This window comes from Paraburkholderia sp. BR10872 (assembly GCF_040965835.1).
GTDB classification, from domain to species: Bacteria; Pseudomonadota; Gammaproteobacteria; order Burkholderiales; family Burkholderiaceae; genus Paraburkholderia; species Paraburkholderia nodosa_A.
The window spans coordinates 25,588-50,469 of the sequence record NZ_JBFRCN010000035.1; the positions used below are offsets into that span (position 1 = coordinate 25,588).

25 protein-coding genes and 1 riboswitch are annotated in these 24,882 nt (G+C 66.9%); of the genes, 4 read left to right on the forward strand and 21 right to left on the reverse strand.

Annotated features, from left to right (window positions below; genetic code table 11):
- Window positions 1-14: 14 nt before the first annotated feature.
- The 19 genes from hisH to AB4Y43_RS24975 all read right to left on the reverse strand — a co-directional run bounded on the left by hisH (window position 15) and on the right by AB4Y43_RS24975 (window position 16,437).
- Window positions 15-656 (reverse strand): imidazole glycerol phosphate synthase subunit HisH, encoded by a 642-nt coding sequence (gene hisH, locus AB4Y43_RS24885; protein WP_069268256.1) that lies wholly within the window; start codon window positions 654-656, stop codon window positions 15-17.
- Window positions 657-914: 258 nt separating this feature from the next.
- The gene (gene hisB, locus AB4Y43_RS24890) at window positions 915-1,502 is read right to left on the reverse strand and encodes an imidazoleglycerol-phosphate dehydratase HisB (protein ID WP_028218451.1); all 588 of its coding nucleotides are present in this window, start codon (window positions 1,500-1,502) and stop codon (window positions 915-917) included.
- Window positions 1,503-1,556: 54 nt separating this feature from the next.
- Window positions 1,557-2,633, reverse strand: a complete 1,077-nt coding sequence (hisC, locus tag AB4Y43_RS24895) for a histidinol-phosphate transaminase (protein WP_368729009.1) — start codon at window positions 2,631-2,633, stop codon at window positions 1,557-1,559.
- Window positions 2,634-2,842: 209 nt separating this feature from the next.
- Window positions 2,843-4,162 carry a histidinol dehydrogenase gene (gene hisD / locus AB4Y43_RS24900; RefSeq protein WP_069268254.1) on the reverse strand — a complete coding sequence of 440 codons (1,320 nt, stop codon included), beginning with the start codon at window positions 4,160-4,162 and terminating at the stop codon, window positions 2,843-2,845.
- A 98-nt stretch (window positions 4,163-4,260) separates the two neighbouring features.
- Window positions 4,261-4,959, reverse strand: coding sequence for an ATP phosphoribosyltransferase (gene hisG / locus AB4Y43_RS24905; RefSeq protein WP_368729010.1), 699 nt, complete (start codon window positions 4,957-4,959; stop codon window positions 4,261-4,263).
- Window positions 4,956-6,218 carry a UDP-N-acetylglucosamine 1-carboxyvinyltransferase gene (gene murA, locus AB4Y43_RS24910; RefSeq protein WP_069268252.1) on the reverse strand — a complete coding sequence of 421 codons (1,263 nt, stop codon included), beginning with the start codon at window positions 6,216-6,218 and terminating at the stop codon, window positions 4,956-4,958. Before murA ends, hisG begins: the two co-directional genes overlap by 4 nt.
- Before the next feature lie 108 nt (window positions 6,219-6,326).
- Window positions 6,327-6,566: a BolA family protein gene (locus AB4Y43_RS24915; RefSeq protein ID WP_028206568.1), complete on the reverse strand. Its 240-nt coding sequence runs from the start codon at window positions 6,564-6,566 to the stop codon at window positions 6,327-6,329.
- Window positions 6,567-6,581: 15 nt separating this feature from the next.
- Entirely contained in the window at window positions 6,582-7,337 is a 756-nt protein-coding gene (locus AB4Y43_RS24920) for an ABC transporter permease (protein ID WP_042269663.1), read from the reverse strand.
- Window positions 7,334-8,260, reverse strand: coding sequence for an ABC transporter ATP-binding protein (locus AB4Y43_RS24925; protein WP_368606643.1), 927 nt, complete (start codon window positions 8,258-8,260; stop codon window positions 7,334-7,336). Before AB4Y43_RS24925 ends, AB4Y43_RS24920 begins: the two co-directional genes overlap by 4 nt.
- Before the next feature lie 277 nt (window positions 8,261-8,537).
- Window positions 8,538-8,810: a lipid asymmetry maintenance protein MlaB gene (locus AB4Y43_RS24930; protein ID WP_069268249.1), complete on the reverse strand. Its 273-nt coding sequence runs from the start codon at window positions 8,808-8,810 to the stop codon at window positions 8,538-8,540.
- Complete coding sequence (locus AB4Y43_RS24935; protein WP_069268248.1) at window positions 8,807-9,439, reverse strand: phospholipid-binding protein MlaC; 633 nt, start codon at window positions 9,437-9,439, stop codon at window positions 8,807-8,809. The genes AB4Y43_RS24930 and AB4Y43_RS24935 overlap by 4 nt, the downstream gene beginning before the upstream one ends.
- 177 nt (window positions 9,440-9,616) lie before the next feature.
- Entirely contained in the window at window positions 9,617-10,627 is a 1,011-nt protein-coding gene (locus AB4Y43_RS24940) for a VacJ family lipoprotein (RefSeq protein WP_368729011.1), read from the reverse strand.
- A 14-nt stretch (window positions 10,628-10,641) separates the two neighbouring features.
- Window positions 10,642-11,205, reverse strand: coding sequence for an outer membrane lipid asymmetry maintenance protein MlaD (gene mlaD, locus AB4Y43_RS24945; protein WP_368619593.1), 564 nt, complete (start codon window positions 11,203-11,205; stop codon window positions 10,642-10,644).
- 73 nt (window positions 11,206-11,278) lie between these two features.
- Entirely contained in the window at window positions 11,279-12,055 is a 777-nt protein-coding gene (mlaE, locus tag AB4Y43_RS24950; protein ID WP_342949830.1) for a lipid asymmetry maintenance ABC transporter permease subunit MlaE, read from the reverse strand.
- Window positions 12,052-12,873 (reverse strand): ABC transporter ATP-binding protein, encoded by an 822-nt coding sequence (locus AB4Y43_RS24955; protein WP_028206560.1) that lies wholly within the window; start codon window positions 12,871-12,873, stop codon window positions 12,052-12,054. Before AB4Y43_RS24955 ends, mlaE begins: the two co-directional genes overlap by 4 nt.
- A gap of 170 nt (window positions 12,874-13,043) precedes the next feature.
- The gene (gene thiE / locus AB4Y43_RS24960) at window positions 13,044-14,156 is read right to left on the reverse strand and encodes a thiamine phosphate synthase (protein WP_368729012.1); all 1,113 of its coding nucleotides are present in this window, start codon (window positions 14,154-14,156) and stop codon (window positions 13,044-13,046) included.
- Window positions 14,153-14,968: a thiazole synthase gene (locus tag AB4Y43_RS24965; RefSeq protein ID WP_069268246.1), complete on the reverse strand. Its 816-nt coding sequence runs from the start codon at window positions 14,966-14,968 to the stop codon at window positions 14,153-14,155. Before AB4Y43_RS24965 ends, thiE begins: the two co-directional genes overlap by 4 nt.
- An 80-nt stretch (window positions 14,969-15,048) precedes the next feature.
- Window positions 15,049-15,246 carry a sulfur carrier protein ThiS gene (thiS, locus tag AB4Y43_RS24970; protein WP_069268245.1) on the reverse strand — a complete coding sequence of 66 codons (198 nt, stop codon included), beginning with the start codon at window positions 15,244-15,246 and terminating at the stop codon, window positions 15,049-15,051.
- A gap of 42 nt (window positions 15,247-15,288) precedes the next feature.
- Window positions 15,289-16,437 carry an FAD-dependent oxidoreductase gene (locus AB4Y43_RS24975; RefSeq protein WP_069268244.1) on the reverse strand — a complete coding sequence of 383 codons (1,149 nt, stop codon included), beginning with the start codon at window positions 16,435-16,437 and terminating at the stop codon, window positions 15,289-15,291.
- Window positions 16,438-16,701: 264 nt separating this feature from the next.
- Window positions 16,702-16,816, reverse strand: a riboswitch (TPP riboswitch).
- Window positions 16,817-17,127: 311 nt separating this feature from the next.
- On the opposite strand from AB4Y43_RS24975, the gene AB4Y43_RS24980 reads away from it, so the two are divergent.
- From AB4Y43_RS24980 to AB4Y43_RS24995, 4 genes are all read left to right on the forward strand, one after another.
- Window positions 17,128-18,885, forward strand: coding sequence for an ABC transporter ATP-binding protein/permease (locus AB4Y43_RS24980; RefSeq protein WP_069268243.1), 1,758 nt, complete (start codon window positions 17,128-17,130; stop codon window positions 18,883-18,885).
- Window positions 18,882-19,649, forward strand: a complete 768-nt coding sequence (locus tag AB4Y43_RS24985) for an SDR family NAD(P)-dependent oxidoreductase (protein WP_368729013.1) — start codon at window positions 18,882-18,884, stop codon at window positions 19,647-19,649. The genes AB4Y43_RS24980 and AB4Y43_RS24985 overlap by 4 nt, the downstream gene beginning before the upstream one ends.
- A gap of 290 nt (window positions 19,650-19,939) precedes the next feature.
- Window positions 19,940-21,235, forward strand: coding sequence for an MFS transporter (locus AB4Y43_RS24990; RefSeq protein WP_368729014.1), 1,296 nt, complete (start codon window positions 19,940-19,942; stop codon window positions 21,233-21,235).
- Window positions 21,236-21,284: 49 nt separating this feature from the next.
- Window positions 21,285-22,649, forward strand: a complete 1,365-nt coding sequence (locus AB4Y43_RS24995) for a D-amino acid dehydrogenase (RefSeq protein WP_368729015.1) — start codon at window positions 21,285-21,287, stop codon at window positions 22,647-22,649.
- A gap of 33 nt (window positions 22,650-22,682) precedes the next feature.
- Here AB4Y43_RS24995 and thpR read toward each other — a convergent pair whose 3' ends face one another.
- Both thpR and AB4Y43_RS25005 read right to left on the reverse strand, forming a co-directional pair.
- On the reverse strand, window positions 22,683-23,243 hold the full coding sequence (gene thpR, locus AB4Y43_RS25000; protein WP_069268241.1) for an RNA 2',3'-cyclic phosphodiesterase: 561 nt from the start codon (window positions 23,241-23,243) through the stop codon (window positions 22,683-22,685).
- 157 nt (window positions 23,244-23,400) lie between these two features.
- The gene (locus tag AB4Y43_RS25005; protein WP_368729016.1) at window positions 23,401-24,867 is read right to left on the reverse strand and encodes a glutamate synthase subunit beta; all 1,467 of its coding nucleotides are present in this window, start codon (window positions 24,865-24,867) and stop codon (window positions 23,401-23,403) included.
- Window positions 24,868-24,882 lie beyond the last annotated feature (15 nt).

Below are 24,882 nucleotides of genomic sequence, written 5' to 3' on the forward strand. Positions count from 1 at the left end.
AGCGCCGCAGGAAATCAGGGGTTCCAGTGGACGAAGTTGCGGTAGACGCGCAAACCCGCAGCGGCGCTCTTTTCCGGGTGGAATTGGGTGGCGAAGATGTTATCCCGCGCCACTGCCGAGGTAAAGGCCGCGCCGTACGGCGTTTCGCCTACGGTGTGCGACGCATCCGCCGGAACCACATAGTAGCTGTGCACGAAGTAGAAGAAGCTTTCGTCGGGCACACCGTCCCACAGGGCGTGCGCGCGTGCCTGACGCACGCGGTTCCAGCCCATTTGCGGGACCTTGAAGCGCGAGCCGTCGTCCTGCAGCTGGCCTTCCAGATCGAAGCGCACGACCTTGCCGGGCAGCAGGCCCAGGCCCTTCGTGCCGCCTTCCGCGCTCCAGTCGAACAGCATCTGCTCGCCCACGCACACGCCCATGAGCGGCTTCGTGCGCGAGGCTTCGAGCACCGCGTCCTGCAGGCCCGACTCGGCGAGGCTGCGCATGCAGTCGGGCATCGCACCCTGCCCCGGCAGCACCACGCGGTCGGCAGCACGGATCGCCTCGGGACGCTCGACGATGGCCACGTCGGCTTCCGGCGCGGCCTGCCTCAGCGCCTGGGCCACCGAACGCAGGTTGCCCATTCCATAATCAACAATCGCAATTGAAGTTTTCATCTCGAATCCGGCCTGCTCAAAAGGCCTTGCCCTTGGCTGTGTGGACGCATGTGCGCCGCGATGTGCCCTGATCTGCCTTCGAAGCCGTCAATGTACGCCAGTCGGCGCGTGCGAGCCCATAAGCCGAATGGCTAATGTGGCGCGCACGCCGCATGTGGGCGACGGCCCCGGCGCGGCGCGCTGGAGGTCCTGCCCCAGGCATGCGCCCGGCACAGTGCGCGTAGCGCGGCCGGCCTTCTGGTCGGTGAAAGGCGTCGCCTAGAGGCTGCCCTTCGTCGACGGAATCTTGCCCGCCTGACGTTCGTCCAGTTCGGCGGCCTGGCGCAGTGCGCGGCCGAATGCCTTGAACACGGTTTCCATCTGATGGTGCGCGTTGAGGCCGCGCAGATTGTCGATGTGCAGCGTCACGCCTGCGTGGTTCACGAAGCCGCGGAAAAATTCGATCGACAGGTCGACGTCGAACGTGCCGATGCGCGCGCGCGTGAACGGCACGTGGAATTCGAGGCCCGGTCGGCCCGAGAAGTCGATCACGACGCGCGAGAGCGCTTCGTCGAGCGGCACATAGGCGTGGCCGTAGCGGCGAATGCCCTTCTTGTCGCCGATGGCCTGCGCCACCGCCTGGCCGAGCGTGATGCCGACGTCTTCCACCGTATGGTGGTCGTCGATATGCGTGTCGCCATGCGCCTCGACCTCGAGATCGATCAGACCGTGTCGTGCGATCTGGTCGAGCATGTGGTCGAGAAACGGCACACCGGTTGCGAGCTTTTGCTCGCCGGTGCCGTCCAGATTGAGTTTCACGCGGATTTGCGTTTCGCTGGTGTTGCGAACGACTTGCGCGACGCGCATGGCAATATCCTTCAAACAGCCCGTAACAGGAGAGTGGGAGAACGAAGCATCGGCCTAACGGAGCACGAGCTTCAGGGCGGCGAGCAATTGCGCGTTTTCGTCGGGGGTGCCAACGGTCAGGCGCACGCAGTTCGCAAGCAATGGGTGCATTTTACCCACGTTTTTGATCAGAATCCGGGCAGACAGCAGCGTGTCGAAAACTGCCGCCGCGTCGGGCACGCGCACGAGCAGGAAATTGCCCGCGCTTTCGAACACCTCGGCGCCCGGCAGCTTCGCCACTTCGGCGGCCAGCGTCGCACGTTGCGCGCGCAATTCGGCGGCCTGCGCATCGAGCACGTCCACATGATCGAGCAGCAGATCCGCCGCCGCCTGCGTGAGCACGTTCACGTTGTAGGGCGGACGCACCTTGTCGAACTCGTTGAGCCATGACGGCCGCCCGGCCAGATAGCCGAGGCGGATGCCCGCGAGCCCGAGCTTCGACATCGTGCGCATCACGACCACGTTGTCGAACTCGCCCGCGCGCGGCATCCAGCTTTGCATCGCGAACGGCTGGTAGGCCTCGTCGATCACCACGAGGCTCTTCGCTTCTTGCGCCGCCGCGATCACGCGCTCAATGTCGGCGTCGTCGAACAGCGTGCCCGTGGGGTTGTTCGGGTAGGCCAGCCAGATCACCGCAGGCGTGTGCTCAGCAATGGCCGCGAGCGTCGCTTCGAGGTCGAGCGTGAAGTCGCTCTTGAGCGGCACGCCGACGAATTCCAGCTGCGCGAACTTCGCCGACATCGCGTACATGACGAAGCCCGGCACCGGCGCGAGCACCTTCGCGCCCGGCTTCGCGCACGCCATGGTGATCATGCTGATGATCTCGTCCGAGCCGTTGCCGAGCAGCACGTCGCAGTCGGCGGGCACGCGCATCGTCTCTTTGAGCTTCGCGATCAGCGCCTCGGGGCGCGGCGCAGGATAGCGGTTGAGCGCGACCGCCGCGAGGCGTTCGCCCAGAAGCGCTGCGAGGTCGGCGGGCAGGGCAAACGGGTTCTCCATGGCGTCGAGCTTCACGAAACCGGAAGCGTCGGGCACGGGGTAACTCGTCATCGCGAGCACGTCGCGACGGATGATGTCTTGTGGTGTCGTCATGTCGAAAGGCGGCTCGCGAAAGCGGGGCCGCCGGCACGGGCAGCTCGGCAAGCCGGCTGCCCTGGTTATCGTCGTGGTCTCTGCTGCGTGCGGGTCAAACTGAAGGCCAACTGCTGCGCCCCGCGCACTCGCGGGACTTGCTGCCGCGCAACGTCTCCATGCTGCGCGGCGGCGCATTCAACCGGCTTCCGCCAGTTGCGAGGCGTGCCTTACACCTGCTTCATGCGGAATTCGGCACTGCGCGCGTGGGCTTGCAGGCCTTCGCCGTAGGCCAGCTCGGCCGCGATCTCGCCGAGCGTTTGTGCGCCTTCCGCGCTCACCTCGATGAGGCTCGAACGCTTGATGAAATCATAGACGCCAAGCGGCGACGAGAAACGTGCGGTACGAGACGTAGGCAGCACGTGATTCGGCCCCGCGCAGTAGTCGCCGAGGCTCTCGCTCGTGTAGCGGCCAAGGAAAATCGCGCCCGCGTGGCGGATTTCGGCGCCCCACTTCTGCGGCTCCAGCGCCGAGATCTCGAGGTGCTCCGGCGCGATCTCGTTGGCGATGGCGCAGGCCTCGGCCATGTCGCGCACCTTCACGAGCGCGCCGCGATTCGTGAGCGACGTGGCGATGACTTCGGCGCGCGGCATGGCGGGCAGCAGCTCGTCGATGGCGTCTTCCACGCGCTTGATGAAGCTCTCGTCCGGGCACAGCAGGATGGACTGCGCGAGCTCGTCGTGCTCGGCCTGCGAGAACAGGTCCATCGCCACCCAGCGCGGATCGGTCGTGCCGTCGCAAATTACGAGGATTTCCGAGGGGCCCGCGATCATGTCGATGCCGACCGTGCCGAACACGCGGCGCTTGGCCGACGCGACATAGGCGTTGCCCGGGCCGCAGATCTTGTCGACGGCGGGGATCGTATCCGTGCCGTAGGCGAGCGCCGCCACGGCCTGCGCACCGCCGATCGTGAACACGCGATCGACGCCGCCGAGCAGCGCTGCCGCCAGCACGAGCGGGTTCTTCACGCCGTCCGGCGTGGGCACGACCATGATGATTTCGCGTACGCCCGCGACCCGCGCGGGAATGGCGTTCATCAGCACGGACGACGGATACGCGGCCTTGCCGCCGGGCACATAAAGGCCCACGCGGTCGAGCGGCGTGACCTTCTGGCCGAGCACCGTGCCGTCGGATTCGGTGTACTGCCAGCTATGCGAGCCGCACTCGATGCGCTGCTTCTCGTGGTAGCCGCGCACGCGCGCCGCCGCGGCTTCGAGCGCCGCGCGCTGCTTGGGCTCGAGGCTCTCCAGCGCCGCTTCGAGTTCGCTGAACGGCAGTTCGAGCGCCGCGACGCTCGGGGCGGCAAGGCGGTCGAAGCGGTTCGTGTAGTCGAGCACGGCGGCGTCGCCGCGCGCCTTGACGTCGGCGAGAATCTGCGCGACGGAGCGCTCGATGGCCTCGTCCTCGCTCGCCTCGAAGGCGAGCACCGCGTGCAGCGCCTTTTTGAAGCCTTCGGCGCCGGAATCGAGTTTGCGCATCGTGATAGCCATGCTGGTATCCATCCGTTACGTTTGTGCGCGCCGCGCCGTTTGAGGCGCACTGCGCGCGAGGCGGCGCGTCATTGCGCCTGCCCTTTGCTTCTACCCGGTCAGCTCGCCCGCGTGCCGCGCGACGCGCGTTCGAACGCGTCGATGATCGGCCGCAGCGCGGCGCGCTTGAGCTTGAGCGCCGCCTGATTCACGACGAGGCGCGAGGAGATCTCCATGATCTCCTCGACCTCGACCAGATTGTTCGCGCGCAGCGTGCCGCCCGTGCTGACGAGGTCGACGATCGCGTCGGCGAGGCCCACGAGCGGCGCGAGTTCCATCGAGCCGTACAGCTTGATGAGGTCGACGTGCACGCCCTTGGCCGCGAAGTGCTGGCGCGCGGCTTCCGTGTACTTGGTCGCCACGCGCAGGCGCGCGCCCTGGCGCACCGCGTTCGCGTAGTCGAAGCCGCCCTTCACGGCCACCGAAAGACGGCAGCGCGCGATGTCGAGATCGATCGGCTGATACAGGCCGCCGCCGCCGTGCTCGTTGAGCACGTCCTTGCCCGCCACGCCGAAGTCCGCGGCGCCGTACTCCACGTAGGTGGGCACGTCGGTCGCGCGCACGATGATCACGCGCAGGTTCGGGTCGGTCGTCGGCAGAATGAGCTTGCGCGAGGTTTCCGGGTCTTCCGTCACATGCACGCCGGCCGCCGCGAGCAGCGGCATCGTCTCTTCGAAGATGCGGCCCTTCGAGAGCGCAAGCGTGAGCGGCGCGCTGGCCGCGGCCGCCGGCGTGGGCCTCGACTCGACCGTGCTCATTGCGCGCTCCCCTTGATCCGCTTCACGTTCGCGCCGATCTTCGTGAGCTTCTCTTCCATGCGGTCGTAACCGCGGTCGAGGTGATAGATGCGGTCGATCAGCGTTTCGCCGTCCGCGCACAGGCCTGCGATCACGAGGCTCGCCGAGGCGCGCAGGTCGGTTGCCATCACCTTCGCGCCCGAGAGCTTCTCGACACCGGCGACGAGCGCCGTCTTGCCGTCGATCGTGATGTGGGCGCCCAGGCGATTGAGTTCCTGCACGTGCATGAAGCGGTTTTCGAAGATGTTTTCGACCACTTGCGAGGTGCCGTCCGCGATCGTGTTGAGCGCCATGAACTGCGCCTGCATGTCGGTCGGGAACGCCGGATATTCGGAGGTGCGCACGTTCACGGCGCGCGCGCGCTCGTGCATGCGCACGCGCATCCAGTCGTCGCCCTCTTCGATCGTCACGCCCGCTTCGCGCAGCTTGTCGGTGACGGCGTCGAGGATGTGCGGACGCACGTGGCGCAGCGTGACGTCGCCGCCCGCGGCCGCGACCGCGCACAGGAACGTGCCCGCTTCGATACGGTCCGGAATGACGGTGTGGTGCGCGCCGTGGAGCTTGTCCACGCCCTGGATCACGAGGCGGTCGGTGCCGATGCCTTCGATCTTCGCGCCCATCGCCACGAGCAGGTGCGCGAGGTCGCCCACTTCGGGCTCGCGCGCGGCGTTCTCGATCACCGTTTCGCCATCGGCGAGCACGGCGGCCATCAGCAGGTTTTCCGTGCCGGTGACCGTGATCATGTCGGTGACGATGCGCGCGCCCTTCAGGCGCTTCGCGCGCGCCTCGATGAAGCCGTGCTCGATGTTGATCTCGGCGCCCATCGCCTGCAGGCCCTTGATGTGCTGATCCACGGGGCGCGCGCCGATCGCGCAGCCGCCCGGCAGCGACACCTTCGCCTCGCCGAAGCGCGCGACGAGCGGCCCGAGCACGAGGATCGACGCGCGCATGGTCTTCACGAGCTCGTACGGCGCGACGAGATTGTTGACCTTCGAGGCGTCGAGCTGCACGCGCGCGCCGTTCTGCTCGGTACGCACGCCCATCTGGCCGAGCAGCTTGAGCGTGGTGCGCACGTCCTGAAGGTCGGGCACGTTGTCCAGATGAACGGGTTCCGCGCTCAGAAGGCCCGCGCAGAGAATGGGCAGCGCCGCATTCTTTGCACCGGAAACAGCCACTTCCCCTGCGAGCTTCTGCCCGCCGACGATGACGAGTTTATCCATGCCTGAGGTTTCCTGATCGGTGCGGCCGGTTTGCAGGGTCGCTTGGTGTTGAGCTGCGCCGCTCGCGGCGGCGTCTTTGTCCTGGGTAATTCGCACTGAGATTCCAGATTATGCGTTCTGCCATTCGGCGGGCGTGAGCGTCTTCATGCTGAGCGCGTGGATTTCCTCGCGCATGCGGTCGCCGAGCGCCGCGTAGACGAGCTGATGGCGCTGGATCAAGCGCTTGCCGTCGAATGCTGAGGAGACGATCGTCGCGAAGAAGTGCTGGCCATCGCCTTCGACTTCGAGGTGCTCGCACGCGAGCCCTGCCGAGATGTACTGCTTGATCTGTTCCGGAGTCGGCAACATGAGTATGGCTCCTGCTTAGTGACGCAGCTTGTACCCGCTCGCGAGCAAACGCATGGCGAGCGTGGCCAGCGCCACGAAAAACACGAAAACGATCGACAGGCTCACGAGCGGGTTGATGTCGGACAGGCCGAAGAACCCGAAGCGGAAGCCATCGATCATGTAAAAGAACGGATTGAGCCGCGACACTTCGCGCCACAGGGGCGGCAGCGTATGCGTCGAATAAAACACGCCCGAAAGAAACGTGAGCGGCATGATGAGAAAGTTCTGAAACGCCGCGAGCTGGTCGAACTTCTCCGCCCAGATCCCGGCGATCAGGCCGAGCGTGCCGAGGATCGCCGAGCCGAGCACCGCGAACGCGAGGATGTAGAACGGCGCGGCGAAGCTCATCGGAATGAACCAGATCGTCACGACGAACACGCCCGCGCCAACGGCGAGGCCGCGCACGATCGAGGCGAGCACGTAGGCGCCGAACATCTCCCATGCAGCGAGCGGCGGCAACAGCACGAATACAAGATTGCCCGTGATCTTCGACTGGATCAACGACGACGAGCTGTTCGCGAAGGCGTTCTGCAGCACGCTCATCATCACGAGGCCGGGAATCAGGAAGCTCGTGTATTCCACGCCCGGATACACCTCGACATGGCCGCGCAGCGCATGGCCGAAGATCGTGAGATAGAGCAGCGCGGTAATGACGGGCGCGAGCACGGTCTGGAAAGCGACTTTCCAGAAACGCAACACTTCCTTGTAGAACAGCGTACGGAAACCGCTCATGCGAGACCCTCGACCACTTCAGGACCGTTCATCACCTGCACGAAGACATCCTCCAGATCGGCCTTGCGCACTTCCACTTCTTCGAGCTTGCAGCCGTTCGCGCGGCACTTGGCCAGGATGCGCTCCACGTCGTCGTAGCTCGCGAGGCGCAGCAGATGCTGGTGCGGGCTGGCGTTGGAAAGATCGACTTCGAGCGCGCGCAAATCGCTCGGCAGCACGCCTTCCGAGAAGCGCAGGAACAACTGCGTGCCCGCGAAGCGCTGCAGCAGCGCGCTCGTGCGCTCCAGCGCGACCATCTCGCCGCGCCGGAGCATGGCGATGCGGTCGCACAACTGCTCGGCTTCTTCAAGATAGTGCGTGGTGAGCACGATGGTGTGCCCTTCGCGGTTCAGGCGCGCGATGAACTTCCAGAGCGTCTGGCGCAGTTCCACGTCCACGCCGGCGGTGGGTTCGTCGAGCACGATCACGGGCGGCCGGTGCACGAGCGCCTGCGCCACGAGCACGCGGCGCTTCATGCCGCCGGACAGCGCGCGCATGTTCACGTCGGCTTTCTCGGTGAGATCGAGATTGGCCATGACTTCGTCGATCCACGCGTCGTTGTTGCGCAGGCCGAAGTAGCCGGACTGGATGCGCAGCGTCTCGCGCACCGTAAAGAACGGATCGAACACCAGTTCCTGCGGCACGACGCCCAGGTTGCGGCGCGCGTTGCGGTAGTCGGCGACGACATCGTGGCCGCGGACGGCGATCGAGCCCTCGTCCGCGCGCGCGAGGCCGGCAAGAATGCTGATGAGCGTCGTCTTGCCCGCGCCGTTCGGGCCGAGCAGCCCGAAGAACTCGCCGTCTTCGACCGTGAAGCTGACGCCCTTGAGCGCCTGAAGCGACCTGTAGCGCTTCTTGACGTTACGGATTTCTATGGCTGGCATGACTAATACGCCGCCCGTTTGCGAACGGCGCGGCTCAAGAGTGCATCAATGCTGCGGGGAAGACCGGAATTGGGGACGGCTTATCAGGCCGGCTTTGCTGTCTCACTGCACGCTTATTACGTACCAGGCGGCACTTTTTGCGCCGAGGCAGCGCCCAAAAAACGGTTGATTATAGGCCAAGTCGGGAAGCGCGGCCTGGCCCTGGAGGGGAACGGCGTCGGCCCGGCAGTGCGGTGTGATCCCGCTTGAACGCTAGCGTCCGGCCAGGCGACGCGGGTCAATGTCGCTCGTTGAGAAGCGAATCGACGCCGTAGGCGCGCGCGAGAGAGGCGAGCGCGGGGGGCATGTTGAGCACGGCAAGGGAAGCGCCGCGCTCACGCGCGGCACGCTGCCAGGCGATCAGCACAGCGAGCGCCGATGAATCGAACTGGGTGAGCGCCGCGCAGTCCACGGCGGTTGCGCCCGCCGAGATCTGCGCGAACCCGGCCGAGAGCGCGGCCTTCGCGCTCTCGTGGGTCAGGTTGGCGCCGGTGGCGAAACGCTCGCTCACGAGGTCGCCTTGCCCGATGCGAGTTGCTGGTTACGCTGCGTGAGGAACTGGATCAGGCCGTCCACGCCGCCTTGCTGGATCTTTTCCTGGAACTGCTGCTGGTACGCCTGGATGAGCCACGCGCCGAGCACGTTGATGTCATATACGCGCCAGCCTTGCTGCGTCTTGTAGAGGCGATAGTCGAGCTCGATCGGCTGGCCGCCGTTCATGACCGTCGAACGGACCACGACGTCGGTGTCGTCCGGGTTCGCGCGGAACGGCTTGTACTGGATCTGCTGGTCGCGCACCTGGGCGAGCGCGCCCGAGTACGTGCGGATCAGCAGCGTCTTGAACTGTTCGATGACCTGTTGCTGCTGCTCCGGCGTGGCCGTGCGCCAATTGCGGCCCATCGCGAGTTGCGTGGTGCGGCGGAAATCGGTGTACGGCAGGATCTTTTCGTTCACGAGCTGCGTGATCTTGCTGATGTCGCCGGACTGGATGGACTTGTCACCCTTGATCTGGCTCATGACCTGCTGCGTGACCGTCTGGACCATCGCGTCGGGATTGCTGGTGTCTACCGTCTGGGCAAATGCGCCACCGGCAAACGAAAGAAACATGGCGAAAAACGGGTACAGAAAGAATTTTTTCATCTCGAGCCCTGCTAGTTGGGGGACATCGCCCCGTTGGAACCAACGATATCACGCGAGATCTATCGCGCTGTGTCAAAACCGCCAGCAAAGTGCGACAAGCGTTTCTGCTTGTTACGTCAGACGTATACGTCGGACGAACGCTCCGGCGAGGCGTTCCAGCACGGCGGAGCGCAGCGCTCAGTGCAGCCGCAGCATGCTCGGGAAGCCGATGCGCGCGGGCGGAATCATCTGGTCGCCCGGCACCGTGGTTTCCGACGCGCCCGTGGGCGCCGCGGCGCCGGCCGGGCCTTCCAGCGTGGCCGGGGCGGTCGTTGCGCCGTTGGGGTTGGCGGGTGCCATGCCGGCCGCATTCGGGGTGGCCGCAGGCGCAGTGCCCGAAGCGGGCACTGCCGCACCGGCAGCCGCACCCGAAGCGGGGGCCGCCGCGCCCTCGTCGGTGTCGTCGTACTTCGGCAGCGGCGCGCCATCGCCGTAATCCGGCAGATTGCTGTTGCCCGACGACGCGCGGCCGTCCGACAGCAGATAGCGGCGGCGCTGCAGATAGGCGTTGCGGATGAACGAGTACCTGTCGATCGCCGCGCCTTCGAGCAGGTCGCTCGCGCCAAGCAGGTTGGCGCGCGTGCTCACCACGTTCAGCCCGTAAAGGCCCCACGACAGCGCGGCCGGATCCACATAGGTGAGCGGGTTGATGAAGTAGTTCGGCACGAGGCCCACGCCGTCACGCACCGTGCTCGGACCGAACAGCGGCAGCACGAGGTACGGGCCGGGCGGCACGCCATAGTGACCGAGCGTGAGACCGAAGTCCTGGTTGTGCTTGGGCAGCTTTGCGAGCGTCGCGACGTCGAACAGACCGCCGAGGCCGAAGACCGTGTTGATCACGATCCGCATGATGTCCTCGACACCATCGGTGATCTTCAGCTGCAGGAAGTTGTTCGCGGCGTTGTACACGTCGCCGATGTTCGCGAAAAAGTTCGTCACGCTGTCACGCACGGGCTGCGGCGTCACCTTCACGTAGCCCTGCGCCACCGGCTTGAGCGCGTACGTGTCAACCTTGTCGTTGAACGTGTACACCGTGCGGTTGAACCCTTCCCATGGATCTTCCTTCGATGGCGTCTGCACCGTCGAACAACCCCCGAGTGCAAGCGCTGCGACGCCAAGCGTAATGGCGCGCATGCGTATGGTCGTCATTCTTTTTCTCCTTCTTATTGGGCCGCCGAAGCCGCCGGTGCAGGCGCCTGAGCCGGTGCGGGCGCGGGTGCTGCAGCAGGCGCCGCATCCGTGCTCGCGCCGCTGGACGGCTTCGCGGCGCCCGAATCGGCCGCCTTGCTATAGAGGAACTGGCCGATCAGGTTCTCGAGCACGATGGCCGACTGCGTCATCGAAATGGTGTCGCCGGCCTTGAGCATTTCCGAATCGCCGCCCGGTTCGAGGCCGATGTACTGCTCGCCGAGCAAACCCGACGTCAGGATCTTCGCCGACGTGTCCTTCGGAAACTGGTACTGCTGGTCGAGGTTGATCGTCACCAGCGCCTGATAGGTGTTGGAGTCGAAGCCGATCGAGGCCACCCGGCCCACGGTCACGCCCGCGCTCTTCACCGGCGCGCGCGGCTTGAGGCCGCCGATATTGTCGAACTTGAGCTTCACCGGGTAGGTGGCCTGGAACGACAGGGAACTCATGTTGCCGGCCTTCAGCGCGAGAAACAGCAGCGCGATAAAGCCCAGCACCACGAACAGGCCGACCCAGAAGTCGAGAGCATTCTTTTTCATCGTCATCCCAATGAGAATCCGTTGCAGCGTCGCTCATATGCGCGCCGCGCGGCCGGGTCGCAGCCCGGCCTCTTTAGCTGAACATCAGCGCGGTGAGCAGGAAGTCGAGGCCGAGCACCGCGAGCGACGCGTACACGACCGTCCTGGTAGTCGCGCGCGACACGCCCTCGGGCGTGGGCTTCGCCTCATAGCCCTGATAGAGCGCGGTAAACGTCACAGCGAAGCCGAACACGATGCTCTTCATCACGCCGTTGCCCACGTCTGCCCAGACATCCACGCCGCCCTGCATTTGCGACCAGAACGCGCCGGCGTCCACGCCGATCAGCAGCACGCCCACCACGTAGCCGCCCAGAATGCCGACCGCGCTGAAGATGGCCGCGAGAATCGGCATGGCGATCACGCCCGCCCACATGCGCGGCGCGACTACCACGCGCACGGGGTCCACCGCCATCATCTCCATGGCCGTGAGTTGCTCGCCCGCCTTCATGAGGCCGATCTCGGCCGTGAGCGAGGTGCCCGCGCGGCCCGCGAACAACAGCGCGGTGACGACGGGCCCGAGCTCACGCACGAGCGAGAGCGCGACCAGCAGCCCGAGCGCCTGCTCGGAGCCGTAGCGGTTGAGCGTGTAATACCCTTGCAGACCGAGCACGAAGCCCACGAACAGGCCCGACACGGCAATGATCAAGAGCGAATAATTACCGACGAAGTGGATCTGCTTCGTGACAAGACGCGGCCGGCGCAGCAGCGGGAAGAATTCGAGGACGAGGCGCACGAAAAAGCGCGTGGCGTGCCCCGCGCGCGCGATCGTTTCGAGCACGGTGCGCCCGATCGAGCTGATGGCACCGGTCATGAGCGGCCTCCGCCAATGCCGAAGTCCGCTTCGAGCGGCAGGTTCGACGGGTAATGGAAGCGGAACGGGCCGTCCGGCGCGCCGTCGATGAACTGGCGCACGATCGGGTCGGTCGAGGCGCGCAGCTCGGCGGGCGTGCCCTGCGCCTGCACCCGCCCGTTCGCCATGAAGTACACGTAGTCGGCGATCGCGAACGACTCGGGCACGTCGTGCGTGACGAGGATCGAGGTTGCGCCGAGCGCGTCGTTGAGCGTGCGGATGAGGTTCGCGGTGATGCCGAGCGAAATCGGGTCGAGACCCGCGAACGGCTCGTCGTACATCATGAGTTCGGGGTCGAGCGCGATGGCGCGCGCAAGCGCCACGCGCCGCGCCATGCCGCCGGAAATTTCCGAAGGCGCGAGGTCGCGCGCGCCACGCAGGCCGACGGCGTTGAGTTTCATGAGCACGAGGTCGCGGATCAGCTCTTCGGGCAGGTCGGTGTGCTCGCGCAGGGCGAAAGCGACGTTCTCGAACACCGACATGTCGGTGAAGAGCGCGCCGAACTGGAAGAGCATGCCCATCTTGCGGCGCAGGGCGTAGAGGCCGTCGCGCGATTGCGCGCCGACGTCCTGGCCGCCGAACAGCACCTGGCCGCGCTGGGCGCGAACGAGGCCGCCGATCAAGCGCAGCACTGTCGTTTTTCCGCCACCGGAACCGCCCATGACTGCCACGACCCGACCGCGCGGGAAGCGCATGTTCAGTCCGGACAGGACGAGCCGGTCGCCGTAGCCGAAGTCGACGTCGCGCAGCTCCAGTAGGGTCTCAGAGGTTGAGGGCACGTGGTCTGACAGTCCATTTACACGAAGGCGGGATTATAGGGCCATCGTGGAAAACCTGCCGTGACGCCCCCGGACCCGCCGATGTAAGCCGCAAGCGCCCGCTGCTGCGGGTTGCGGCCCCCTTGGCCCCGGGTCGCGCACGCGGCGCAGCCCGAAGCCAGGGCGGACCATTATTGCGTAAACGCGTTGCGCAATGCAGCAACCGCGGCAGCCGGGTCGGCCGCCTCGGTCACGGCGCGCACCACCGCCGCGCTGCCGGCGCCCGTGGCGAGCACCTCGGGCAGCACATTGCCGTCGATGCCGCCGATCGCCACCATCGGCACGACGCCGTCCAGCAGCTTCACGTAGCGGGCAAGACGCGCGAGGCCCTGGGGCGCCGTGGGCATGGCCTTGGTCGTGGTGGCGAACACGGCGCCGCACGCGAGATAGCTCGGACGGAAGTGAAGCGCCGTGAGCATCTCGAAGTAGCCGTGCGTCGAGAGGCCAAGACGTACGCCCGCCACCGCGATCGCGCCGAGGTCGGCTTCGCGCAGGTCTTCCTGGCCGAGGTGCACGCCATATGCGCCGGCCGCGACGGCCTCCTGCCAGTGATCGTTGATGAAGAGCTGCGCGTCGTGCTTGCGGCCCGCCGCGACACAGCGCTCGATTTCGTTCGTGAGCGTCGGCGACTTCGGCTGCTTGCTGCGCAACTGCACCGTCTTCACGCCGTAGTCGAGCACGCGCTCGACCCAGTCGGCCGTGGGCAGTACGGGATACAAGCCAAGCTTCGCGGGACACGGCGCAAACGGCTGTGCGGGCGCGTCGGGCAGGCCCAACACCCGCGGAAAACGCTCGATGTCGACTGGCCACGCGTCAGCCTGCTGCTCGTCGCCGTCGCGCCAGGCGAGCGCGAGCACGAGCGCGTCGTGCGGATCGAAACCGCAGTCGAGGAACGCCGCCAGCGCCGGGATCCAGTCTTCCGCCAGTTCGCCTTCGAGCGCGTAGCGCTCGCCGCCCAGATGCAGCGTGGCGCGCGCCGCCTTCGGGTTTTCGCCCGCGGCTTCGATCACGCCCGCGCCGTCGGTCATCCAGCGCGCGATGTTGGCCAGATGCGGCGCCGCGTCGGTCACGATGATCAGATCGCCGCCGTTGGGCGCGTCGGGCGGCGTGAGACAGATGCGCCACGGCGCATGCGTGGGCTGCCAGTCGCCCAGGCGCGCGCGGATGCGCTCCGCCGTTTCGGTGAGTTCGTCGGCGGGCGGCCAGAACAGTTCGCGGTCTTGCAGGCGCAGCGTTTCAGTCATCGCTTGTCTCCATCCTGGTGCCAGAAAGGCATGCCGACCACGGGCGTGCTCGCGACCGCCGCTTCGCGCTCGGCCATCGGTCCGGCGAGAAACGCGGCGCGCCCCGCCTCGACACCCAGCGCGAACGCGCGCGCCATCGCCTCGGGGTGCGTGGCCTGCGAAACGGCCGTGTTGAGCAGCACGCCGTCGAAGCCCCACTCCATCACCTGGCACGCGTGCGAAGGCACGCCCAGGCCCGCATCGACGATGAGCGGCACATCGGGCAAGCGCTCGCGCAGCACGCGCAAGCCGTAGGGGTTGATCACGCCCTTGCCGGTGCCGATCGGCGCGCCCCACGGCATGAGCGCCTCGCAGCCGGCGTCGAGCAGACGCCGGCCGATCACGAGGTCCTCGGTGCAATACGGCAGCACCTTGAAGCCGTCCTTCACGAGGCGCGACGCGGCCTCGATCAGGCCGACCGGGTCGGGCTGCAGCGTGTAGTCGTCGCCGATCAGTTCGAGCTTGATCCAGTCGGTTTCGAAGACTTCGCGCGCCATGTGCGCCGTCGTCACCGCCTCGTTGACGGTGAGGCAGCCGGCCGTGTTCGGCAGGAGCGGCACGCCGTGTCGCTTGAGCAGATCGAAGAAGCCGGCCTCGGCGGTGCCCTCGTTCATCTGGCGGCGCAGCGCGACGGTGATCATGCCGGGGCGCGCGGCAGCCATCGAGTCGGCGAGCGATTGCAGCGACGGATAGCGCGACGTGCCGAGCAGCACGCGGCTCGCGAAGGTTTCGCCGTAGAGCGTGAGCGCGTCGGCAGTGGTTGTGGTGGTCATGGGTTGGAATCCTTGGCGGTGTCGTGAACGCGCTCGCGGTGTATGCGATGCGCGCGACCGGTGGCCTGGGCGAGCGAGGCTCAGCCGCCGGCCACGGGGCTCACGACGTCGAGGCGGTCGCCCGCCTGGAGCGAGCGCGCGCCATGCTGGGTACGCGCCACGAAATCGCCGTTCAACGCGACGGCGAACGGCGGACGCGCGCCGAATGCGGTGAGCGCATCGGCGACAGTCGCGCCCTCGGGCAGCGTGATCGGCTTCTGGTTGATTTGAATGTCCATGGCAAATACGTTCTCAAACTGCGGATTATTTCTGGTGAGGCGTCAGGCCGGCTCGTGCGCGCCCTGCGCGTGCAGCATGTCGCCCCAGCGCGACGCGCGGCGCAGCGACTCGAAGGATTCGGCATCGCTCACACGGGCATCGAGCAGCGCCTGGGCGAAGCGCGCGGCTTCGTCGGCGACTTCCGGCGCGATCATGAAGCCGTGCCGATAGAGACCGTTCACACGCAACGTGGTCTTGCCGTCCCAGATGAGCGCCGGGCGGTGGTCGGGCAACGTCGGGCGGCACTGCGTGTTCAACTCGAGGATGCGCGCTTCGCCGAACGCCGGATGCACCGCGAACGCCGCGCTCAGCAGTTCGAGCGCCGAGCGCACGCTCACCGGCGAGCGGTCCTCGCCTTCGATCTCGGTCGCGCCGATCACGAAGACATCGTGTTCCTTGGGCGCGATATAGAGCGGATAGCGCGGATGCAGGAGCCGCACCGGGCGCGTGAGCGTGATGCCCGGCGCGTGCACGCGCGCGACTTCGCCGCGAATGCCGCGCAACCCCGGCAGCGCAGGTTTGGCGCCCAGCCCGCGGCAATCGATCGTCACGCGCGCGGGCGGCGGATTGGCCTCGTCGACCGTGGTATGCCAGTGGGTTTCCACGCCGCGCGCAGCGAGCCCCGCCGCCAGAGCGGCCAGGGCCTGGCGATTGTCGAGCTGGCCCTCGCCTTCGAGCAGCCAGCCGCGCGCGAAGCGCCCCGCGAGCGCCGGTTCGGCGGCGTCGAGCTGTGCACCGGCGAGCGCGACGAAGTTGGCATCGGCGAGAGAACGCGGCGCGTTGGCGCGCACGCGGCGCTCGAAGAGCGGCGCTTCGGTGCGATCGGCGCTATGCCAGACCACGAGCGTGCCGTTGCGCTGGAAGAACACGGGCTCCGGCAACTCGGCCAGAATGCGCGGCCAGGTTTCGAGCGATGCGACGCCCAGCTCGGTAATGAGCATTTCGGCGACGGCAGCCTCCGCGAGCGGCGCGAGCATGGCCGCCGCGACCCAGGCGGCGGCTTCGCCGCCTTCGGGGCCGCCGCGCTCGTAAAGCGCGACACGATGGCCCTCGCCGGCCAGACGCCATGCGACGAGCCGGCCGCTCAGGCCGCCGCCGAGCACGGCGAAGTCGGGCACGCTGCCCACGTCAGGGTTGCGGGCGCGGCTCATGACGACGCTCCGTCACGCAAGGCGAACGGCAAGGCGAACGCGATAAGAATCGGGGAACAAAGAGAATAGGCGGTCATCGTATCCTTTCCGTACGGCAGCAGCAGACGTACCCAAGGACGAAACCGGCTGGCAAGGCCGACCGTGGAGGCTATGCGGCGCAGACGGCCCGATACGGAATGCGTATACGAACCCAGGCGCCCAAAGCGCAGCCCGGCGGGAATCCTGGCGCCCCCGCCTTTTCAAAACCCAGGCTGGGCGCTCCGGTAAGACTTTCTGGAAACTTCCCGCGCCGGTATTACCCGGATCGGGTGCAAAGGGTTTCTCTCAGCCTCACTGGCGGCATGCCCGGCATACCGGTGAAGCACCCCTGTTTCGTCAACGACGATTAGACCACAAAACGCGCGCGGCCCGCAAACCTCGGCGGAACCGGGGGGCGTGGTCTGGCACAATGCCCTGAACCCGCCTCTTTCGCCTCGCGAGCCCGCGCGGTGAGACAATGAGCGCCACGCTACGGCGGCGCCAGCGTGCGCTTTTGTCTCCACGCCTCGCGCCGGTTTTGGCTCCGCCTGTGGCCCGTTAAGACTCACTTAAGCGCCCGACGACAGAATCGCTGCAAAAATCGCTGCAACGCTGCCGCCGTGCGGCGCGCGGCGCATGCCCCCAGCGGGCCGCCACACCTTCAGGACGCACATGACCAACCAACCTGCCCGCGCCACGCCCGATCAGAACGAGCATCAGAAGATCACCGCGTGGAGCCTGATCAAGCCCTACTGGGTCTCCGAGGAACGCTGGATCGCCTGGGGCCTGCTCGTCGCGATCATCGTGATGAACCTGCTCGTCGTGTGGATCAACGTGCGCCTGAACGGCTGGAGCGCGGAGTTCTACAACGCGTTGCAGGCCAAGGACGTCAAGCGCTTCCCGCCGCTGTTGATGACCTTCACCGAACTGGCGTTCGGCTTCATCATCCTCGCGGTGTATGGCCGCTATCTGCGCCAGATGCTCGGCTTTCGCTGGCGTCAGTGGCTCACCACGCGGTTCCTGAACGAGTGGCTCGGCAAGGGCGCGTTCTACCGCATCGAGCGCGACCGCCTCGCCGACAACCCCGACCAGCGGATCAGCGACGACCTCCAGTCGTTCGCCACGACCACGCTCTCGCTCACGCTCGACCTGCTCTCGACGGTCGTCACGCTCATCTCGTTCATCACGATCCTGTGGACGCTCGCGGGCGCGCTCACCGTCACGCTGGGCGGGCAGCCGCTCGCGATTCCGGGCTACATGGTGTGGGCCGCGGCGCTCTATGCCGTGTTCGGCTCGCTCGTGATCCAGAAGGTCGGCCACCCGCTCGTGTCGATCAACTACCAGCAACAAAAGGTGGAAGCGGACTTCCGCTTCGGCCTGATCCGCCTGCGCGAAAACGCCGAGCAGATCGCCCTCTACGACGGCATGGACACCGAGCGCAGCAACGCGCAGGGCCTCTTCGCGCACATCAAGGACAACTGGTGGCGCGTGATGAAATACACGAAGCGCCTCACCTTCGTGCTGAGCTTCTACGGCCAGATCGCCATCATCTTCCCGCTCGTGGTGGCCGCGCCGCGCTACTTCGCGGGCGCCTTCACGTTCGGCGTGCTGATGCAGATCTCGCAGGCGTTCGGCACCGTGAGCGACTCGTTCTCGTGGTTCATCAACAGTTACTCCACGCTGGTCGAATGGCGCGCTACCGTGAATCGTCTGCGCGAATTCGTGCGTGTGGTGCACTCGCCGCGTCTGAAGGAATCGGTCTCGCCCGCCACCGAGCACGGCGGCATCAACCTGCACTTCATCGACAACAACGAGCTCGCCACCGAGCATCTCAAGCTCTCGCTGCCCAACGGCACGCCGCTCTCGGAAGTGCGCGACATCGCCATCAAGCCGGGCTCGCGCTGGCTCGTGCGCGGCCCCTCGGGCGCAGGCAAGAGCACGCTGATGCGCGCGCTCGCGGGCCTCTGGCCCTTCGGCGAAGGCTCGATCGACGCGCCTGTCGATGCGCGCATGATGTTCATCCCGCAGCAGAGCTATCTGCCCATCGGCACGCTCAAGGCAGCGCTCACCTACCCGTCGCCTGCCGACGACTACAGCGACGAAGACTGCCGCGAAGCGCTGCGCGCCTGCCGCCTCGAAGAGTACGTGGATCGTCTCGGCGAATCGGCGCACTGGACGCGCGTGCTCTCACCGGGCGAGCAGCAACGCCTTGCGGGCGCGCGCGTGCTGCTGCACAAGCCCGACTATCTGTTCCTCGACGAAGCGACGAGCGCGCTCGACCCCGACAACGAAAGCCGTCTCTACAAGCTGTTCATGGAACGTCTGCCCAAGGCAGCGATCGTGAGCGTCGCGCACCGTGAGTCGCTCGCGGCGTACCACCACGAAACGCTCGAGATCGAGCGCATGCCCGAAGAGCGGGTTGCCGCGTGAGCGCAAGCGCGCTGCGCGTCGTGCTGATCACGGGCGCGGGCTCGGGCATCGGCGCGGCGCTCGCGCGTCGCCTCGCGGCGCCGGGTGTAGCGTTGATGCTGCACACGCGCGGCGCGGATGAGGCATCGCGCGCCCGGCTCGCCGCCGTCGCCGCCGGGTGCGAACAGCGCGGCTCGACCTGCGCCACCGCGTACGGCGATCTCGCGCTGGCCGGCCAGGCGAGCGCGCTCGTGGACGCCACGCTCGCGCGCTTCGGCTCGCTCGACCAGCTCGTCGCCAACGCCGGGCACGCGCAGCGCCAGACGCTCGCCGCGCTCGACGCCGCGTCGCTCGAAGGCGCTTTCGCGGCCATGCCTGCCGCGTTCGCCGGGCTCGTGCAACGCGCGCAGCCGGCGCTGGAACGCTCGGCGCGCGCCCGCGTGGTCGCGCTGAGCTCGTTCGTCGCGCACCGCTACCGCGCCGGCGCGCCCTTCGCGGCCACCGCCGCCGCGAAGGCCGCGCTCGAATCGCTGGCGAAAACCGCCGCGGCAGAACTGGCGCCGCACGGCGTGACCGTGAACTGCGTCGCGCCCGGCTATACGCGCAAGGACAAGGGCCCCGCGCCGGAAAACGCGCCGGTGTGGGAGCGTGCGGCACAGGAAACGCCGCTCGGCCACGTGGCCGATCCCGCCGATGTCGCCGAACTCATCGCCTTCCTGCTCTCGGATGCCGCGCGCCACATCACCGGCCAGGTGATTCATGTCGATGGCGGGCTCACGCTCTAGCGCCTTGCGGTTCCCGCGCGCCATCGTTCGCTCGCTATCGAACTAAACCCGAACTAAATATCGGAATACAACGATAGCGGGCGCCCCCAAATTGCCCCTCGCCTCAGCGCGGTTTCGCACCGTAAAATACCCCTCCAGCACACCGGAGACGGGCGGCGTCGCACCGCGCAGCCCGCCAGCGTCAAGCGCACACGCCACCCAACGCGTTTGCGCCAGCCGGGTCGCTTGCGCAGCACGGGCCGCTCAGCCCGGTTCGTTGCGCGCACAACAAATATGGGGGAAGACACGCGATGGGCTACTTTCACTGGTTCACCGAATTGAACGCGCGCGAGCGGCGCACGCTTTATGCGGGATTCGGCGGCTACGCCGTCGACGCGTTCGACTTCATGATCTACTCGTTCCTGATCCCGACGCTCATCGCGACCTGGGGCATGACCAGGAGCGAGGCCGGCATGATCGCGACCAGCTCGCTGATCTCCTCGGCGGTCGGCGGCTGGCTCGCCGGCATCCTCGCCGACCGTTACGGCCGCGTGCGCGTGCTGCAGTGGACCATCGCCACCTTCGCGCTCTTCACCTGCCTCTCCGGCTTCACGCATTCATTCTGGCAACTGCTCGCCACGCGCACGCTGCAGGGCATCGGCTTTGGCGGCGAATGGACGGTCGTCACGATGATGATGGCCGAAACGATCCGCTCGCCGCAGCATCGCGCGAAAGCCGTGGGCACGGTGCAGAGCAGCTGGTCGTTCGGCTGGGGCGCGGCTGCCATCCTGTACTGGGCCTTCTTCGCCCTGCTACCCGAGGAATACGCGTGGCGCGCGTGCTTCTGGATCGGCATCGTGCCTGCGCTCTGGATTCTCTATGTGCGCCGCAACGTGAGCGATCCCGACGTGTTCGTCGCCACGCGCCGGGCGCGCGAAAGCAGCGCGGTGCAAAGCCACTTCATGCAGATCTTCGCGCCCGCGCATCTGGTCACCACCCTGCTCGGCAGCGCGCTGTGCACCGGCATGCTCGGCGGTTACTACGCGATCACCACCTGGCTGCCCACCTACCTCAAGACGGTGCGCCATCTCTCGGTGTTCAACACGAGCGGCTATCTGATCGTGCTGATCGTCGGCTCGTTCACGGGCTACATCGTCGGCGCGATCCTGTGCGACAGGATCGGCCGGCGCGCGTCGTTCATCCTGTTCGCCATCGGCTCGTTTGCGCTCGGCATGGCCTACACCATGCTGCCCATCACCGACACCGCCATGCTCCTGCTCGGCTTTCCGCTCGGCATCGTCGTGCAAGGTATTTTCGCGGGCGTGGGTGCGTACCTCTCGGAGCTTTACCCCAACGCGATCCGCGGCTCGGGCCAGGGCTTCTGCTACAACCTCGGACGCGGGCTCGGCTCGTTTTTCCCCATTCTCGTAGGCACATTCGCGCAAACCACCTCGCTCGTGAAGGCGATCGGCGTGGTGGCCGGCGCGGGCTATTTGCTCGTGATCGTCGCGGCGCTGTGCCTGCCGGAGACGAAGGGCAAGACGCTGACCGAGGAAGTGCCTGCTGCCGGGAGCGAGCGAGCGTCTGCGGAGTCCACTGCACGATGAGCGCGAACATGCTGCAATACCGACCGTCCCTCCCTGTTGTGCGACCGGCATGAAAACGATCGTCCTCGGCGCCGGTGTGATCGGCGTCGCTACTGCGTACTATCTGAGCGAACGAGGCTGCGACGTCACGGTCGTCGAACGGGAACCGGGCGTCGCGCTCGGCACGAGCTTCGGCAACGCCGGCGTCATCGCGCCCGGCTATGTCACGCCGTGGGCCGCGCCCGGCATGCCCGCGAAGCTCATCAAGTATCTGCTCAAGCCGACCTCGCCGCTCATCTTCCGGCCCACGCTCGATGCCGCGCAGTGGCGCTGGATCGCGCGCTGGCTGCGCGAATGCGATCTCGCGCGCTTTCGCGTGAACAAGCAGCGCATGCAGCGCATTGCCTATTACAGCCGTGAATGCCTGCACGCTTTTCGCGCCACGCACGCGTTCGAGTACGGGCGCAGCCAGGGCTATCTGCAGCTCTTTCGCAGCGACTACGACCTCGAACTCGCGCAACCGGCGCTCGGCGTGCTGCGCGATGCGGGCATCGTCTATCGCGAACTCGATGCTGCCACGTGCGCGCAGGTCGAGCCGGGGCTTGCGTGGTCACGTGTGAAACCGGTGGCGGGCGTCTATCTGCCGGAAGACGAGGCCGGCGACTGCGCACGCTTCACGCGCGAGCTGCGCTCCGTCTGCGAATCACGCGGCGTCACGTTTTTGTTCGATACCGAAGTGCTCGCGCTCGAAGCCGCGGGCGGCAAGGTGAACGGCGTGCGCGTGCGCGCCGTGCCCGGGCGGCGCACGGCCAACAACCGCAAGGACCGGCGCGAGCAGCGCCGCGCGCCGGCCGAGGTGCTGCGCCCGGCCGAGCGCAGCGAGCCCACCGACGACACGCCCCACACGCTCGCCGCCGACGCCGTGGTGGTCGCCCTGGGCGTGGAGAGCGCGGCGCTCGTCGCGCCGCTTGGCGTGCGCGTGCCGTTGTATCCGGTGAAAGGCTATTCGGCCACGCTGCCCGTGGTCGACGAGCAGAAGGCCCCGCGCGCCGCGCTCATGGACGAGTCGCTCAAGACGGCGATCACGCGCTTCGGCCCATATCTGCGTGTGGCGGGGACGGCGGAACTGGGCGACCACCGCGCGACGCTGCGCGAGCAGGCGCTGCAAACGCTCATGAAGGTGCTCGACGACTGGTTCCCGCACGCCGCGACGCCTTCGTCGGCGCAATTCTGGGTGGGGCGCCGGCCGATGGTGCCGGACGGCGCGCCGCTGCTCGGCACGTCGGGCGTGGATGGCCTGTGGCTGAACGTCGGGCACGGCTCGACGGGCTGGGCGATGTCGATGGGCTCGGGCCGCGTGCTCGCGGACCTCGTCACGCAGCGCGTGCCGGAAATCGATCTCGATGGATTGACGCTGGCGCGGTATCGCCACTAAGCGTCGGTCGAGACTCCAACGCAGGGCGACACCTCAATCGAGCGCGACGCTCGCCAACGCCTCGTAGCGCGCGCCCTGCCTCGCCAGCGTGCTCGAATACAGCACCAGCGACTCGAAGCACAACGGCGGCAGCGCTTCGCCGCCGCTTGGCGCCGGCGCGCCCACGGCGTCGCGCGCGAAGCGCGCGAGCGTCACGTGCGGACGGAACGCTCGTGCGTCGAGCGGCAATCCCACGTCTCCCATGAGTGAGCGCACGTGCCAGTCGAGCGCCGTGAACGCATCCGACATCGCGAGCACGGCCACCATGAGGCGCGGATGCGCGCGTCCCGGCCAGCATTCGATATGCGTGACTTCAGCGGGCGGGAGGAGCGGCGCGTGCTCGGCGAGGCGCCGCGAGAGCACGTGTCCCTGGTCGAACGACATTGCGCCGATGAAGGTCACTGTCAGATGGAGTTGCGCATAGGGCACGCGCCGCGCATTGGGCGGCACGTCCAGCGCGGCGAGCGCATCGCGCGACGCCGCAGTGGGCGAAAGCGCGATGAAGCAGCGCCGCCATTGCTGCGTGTCACGATCGGTCTCGCGGGCTTCGGACATGATCGGCGGGCCTCGTTCGGTCGGGCAATCGCGTCATGGTAATCCTCTCGCGCGCAGACGTAAAAAAGCCGGGTCATCCTTGCGGATGCCCGGCTTTCTGGCTTCGTGTCTCCTGCCGTCTCCCGTGCGTCCCAGCGAATAGCGGGACACACCGGATTTAACGCGGCAACTCCGAGCTGCCCATCAGGTACGCATCGACCGAGCGCGCGCATTGACGGCCCTCACGGATCGCCCACACCACGAGCGACTGGCCGCGGCGCATGTCGCCGGCGCTGAAGACCTTGTCGACCGACGTGTAGTACGCCTTCTCGCCCTCGGTCGAGGCACGCACGTTGCCGCGCGCATCCTTCTCGACGCCGAATGCTTCGAGCACCGGCGAAACCGGCTGCGTGAAGCCCATGGCGAGCAGCACGAGATCGGCCTTCATTTCGAATTCCGAGCCTGGCACTTCGACCATCTTGCCGTCCTTCCACTCCACACGTGCGGCGATCAGCTTCTCGATCTTGCCGTTCTTGCCTTCGAGGCGCTTGGTGGCGACCGACCAGTCGCGCGAGCAGCCTTCGTCATGCGACGACGACGTGCGCAGCTTGATCGGCCAGTACGGCCACACGAGCGGCTTGTTCTCTTCCTCGGGCGGCTGCGGCAGCAGTTCGAACTGCGTGACGCTCTTCGCGCCGTGACGGTTCGAGGTGCCCACGCAGTCGGAACCCGTATCGCCGCCGCCGATCACGACCACATGCTTGCCCTTGGCGAGCAGCTGGTTCGGCAGCTTGTCGCCGGCGTTGACCTTGTTCTGCTGCGGCAGGAACTCCATGGCGTAGTAGATGCCTTCGAGTTCACGGCCCGGCACCGGCAGGTCACGCGGCGTTTCCGAACCGCCTGCGATCACCACGGCGTCGAACTGGTCCTTCAGTTCGTCCGGCGAGATCGTTTCCTTCGCCGTGTTGGCGATGTACGCAGGCAACTCGCCACGGCCGATGAACACGTTGGTGCGGAACGTCACGCCTTCGGCCTCCATCTGCCGCATGCGGCGGTCGATCAGCCACTTCTCCAGCTTGAAGTCGGGGATGCCGTAGCGCAGCAGGCCGCCGATACGGTCGTTCTTCTCGAACACCGTCACGTCGTGACCGGCGCGCGCGAGCTGCTGTGCGGCGGCGAGGCCCGCGGGGCCCGAACCGACCACGGCAACCTTCTTGCCCGTCTTGTGCTTCGCGACTTGAGGCGCGACCCAGCCTTCGGCCCAGGCCTTGTCGATGATCGCGTGCTCGATCGACTTGATGCCGACCGGGTCGTCGTTGATTCCGAGCGTGCACGCCGCTTCGCAGGGCGCCGGGCAGATGCGGCCCGTGAACTCGGGGAAATTGTTCGTGGAATGCAGGACGTCGATCGCGCTCTTCCAGTCCTGGCGGAACACGAGGTCGTTGAAGTCCGGAATGATGTTGTTGACCGGGCAGCCGTTGTTGCAGAACGGGATGCCGCAGTCCATGCAGCGTGCGCCCTGGATCTTCGCGTCGGCGTCGGAGAGCGCCGCCACGAATTCCTTGTAATGCTTCACGCGCGTGAGCGGTGCTTCGTACGCCTCATGCTGGCGCTCGAACTCGAGAAAACCGGTTGCCTTACCCATAGGGTTCTCGTCTAT

Coding starts and splice junctions, on each gene's coding strand:
- AB4Y43_RS24920 (WP_042269663.1), bottom strand. CDS start 7,337: ATGAGCGGTTTCCGTACGCTGTTCTACAAGGAAGTGTTGCGTTTCTGG.
- AB4Y43_RS24940 (WP_368729011.1), bottom strand. CDS start 10,627: ATGACGACCATACGCATGCGCGCCATTACGCTTGGCGTCGCAGCGCTT.
- AB4Y43_RS24925 (WP_368606643.1), bottom strand. CDS start 8,260: ATGCCAGCCATAGAAATCCGTAACGTCAAGAAGCGCTACAGGTCGCTT.
- AB4Y43_RS24975 (WP_069268244.1), bottom strand. CDS start 16,437: ATGAGCCGCGCCCGCAACCCTGACGTGGGCAGCGTGCCCGACTTCGCC.
- AB4Y43_RS24935 (WP_069268248.1), bottom strand. CDS start 9,439: ATGAAAAAATTCTTTCTGTACCCGTTTTTCGCCATGTTTCTTTCGTTT.
- AB4Y43_RS24915 (WP_028206568.1), bottom strand. CDS start 6,566: ATGTTGCCGACTCCGGAACAGATCAAGCAGTACATCTCGGCAGGGCTC.
- hisB (WP_028218451.1), bottom strand. CDS start 1,502: ATGCGCGTCGCGCAAGTCGTTCGCAACACCAGCGAAACGCAAATCCGC.
- AB4Y43_RS24990 (WP_368729014.1), top strand. CDS start 19,940: ATGGGCTACTTTCACTGGTTCACCGAATTGAACGCGCGCGAGCGGCGC.
- murA (WP_069268252.1), bottom strand. CDS start 6,218: ATGGATAAACTCGTCATCGTCGGCGGGCAGAAGCTCGCAGGGGAAGTG.
- mlaE (WP_342949830.1), bottom strand. CDS start 12,055: ATGACCGGTGCCATCAGCTCGATCGGGCGCACCGTGCTCGAAACGATC.
- AB4Y43_RS25005 (WP_368729016.1), bottom strand. CDS start 24,867: ATGGGTAAGGCAACCGGTTTTCTCGAGTTCGAGCGCCAGCATGAGGCG.
- thiE (WP_368729012.1), bottom strand. CDS start 14,156: ATGACTGAAACGCTGCGCCTGCAAGACCGCGAACTGTTCTGGCCGCCC.
- mlaD (WP_368619593.1), bottom strand. CDS start 11,205: ATGAAAAAGAATGCTCTCGACTTCTGGGTCGGCCTGTTCGTGGTGCTG.
- hisC (WP_368729009.1), bottom strand. CDS start 2,633: ATGACGACACCACAAGACATCATCCGTCGCGACGTGCTCGCGATGACG.
- thpR (WP_069268241.1), bottom strand. CDS start 23,243: ATGTCCGAAGCCCGCGAGACCGATCGTGACACGCAGCAATGGCGGCGC.
- hisH (WP_069268256.1), bottom strand. CDS start 656: ATGAAAACTTCAATTGCGATTGTTGATTATGGAATGGGCAACCTGCGT.
- hisG (WP_368729010.1), bottom strand. CDS start 4,959: ATGAGCACGGTCGAGTCGAGGCCCACGCCGGCGGCCGCGGCCAGCGCG.
- thiS (WP_069268245.1), bottom strand. CDS start 15,246: ATGGACATTCAAATCAACCAGAAGCCGATCACGCTGCCCGAGGGCGCG.
- AB4Y43_RS24995 (WP_368729015.1), top strand. CDS start 21,285: ATGAAAACGATCGTCCTCGGCGCCGGTGTGATCGGCGTCGCTACTGCG.
- AB4Y43_RS24980 (WP_069268243.1), top strand. CDS start 17,128: ATGACCAACCAACCTGCCCGCGCCACGCCCGATCAGAACGAGCATCAG.
- hisD (WP_069268254.1), bottom strand. CDS start 4,162: ATGGCTATCACGATGCGCAAACTCGATTCCGGCGCCGAAGGCTTCAAA.
- AB4Y43_RS24965 (WP_069268246.1), bottom strand. CDS start 14,968: ATGACCACCACAACCACTGCCGACGCGCTCACGCTCTACGGCGAAACC.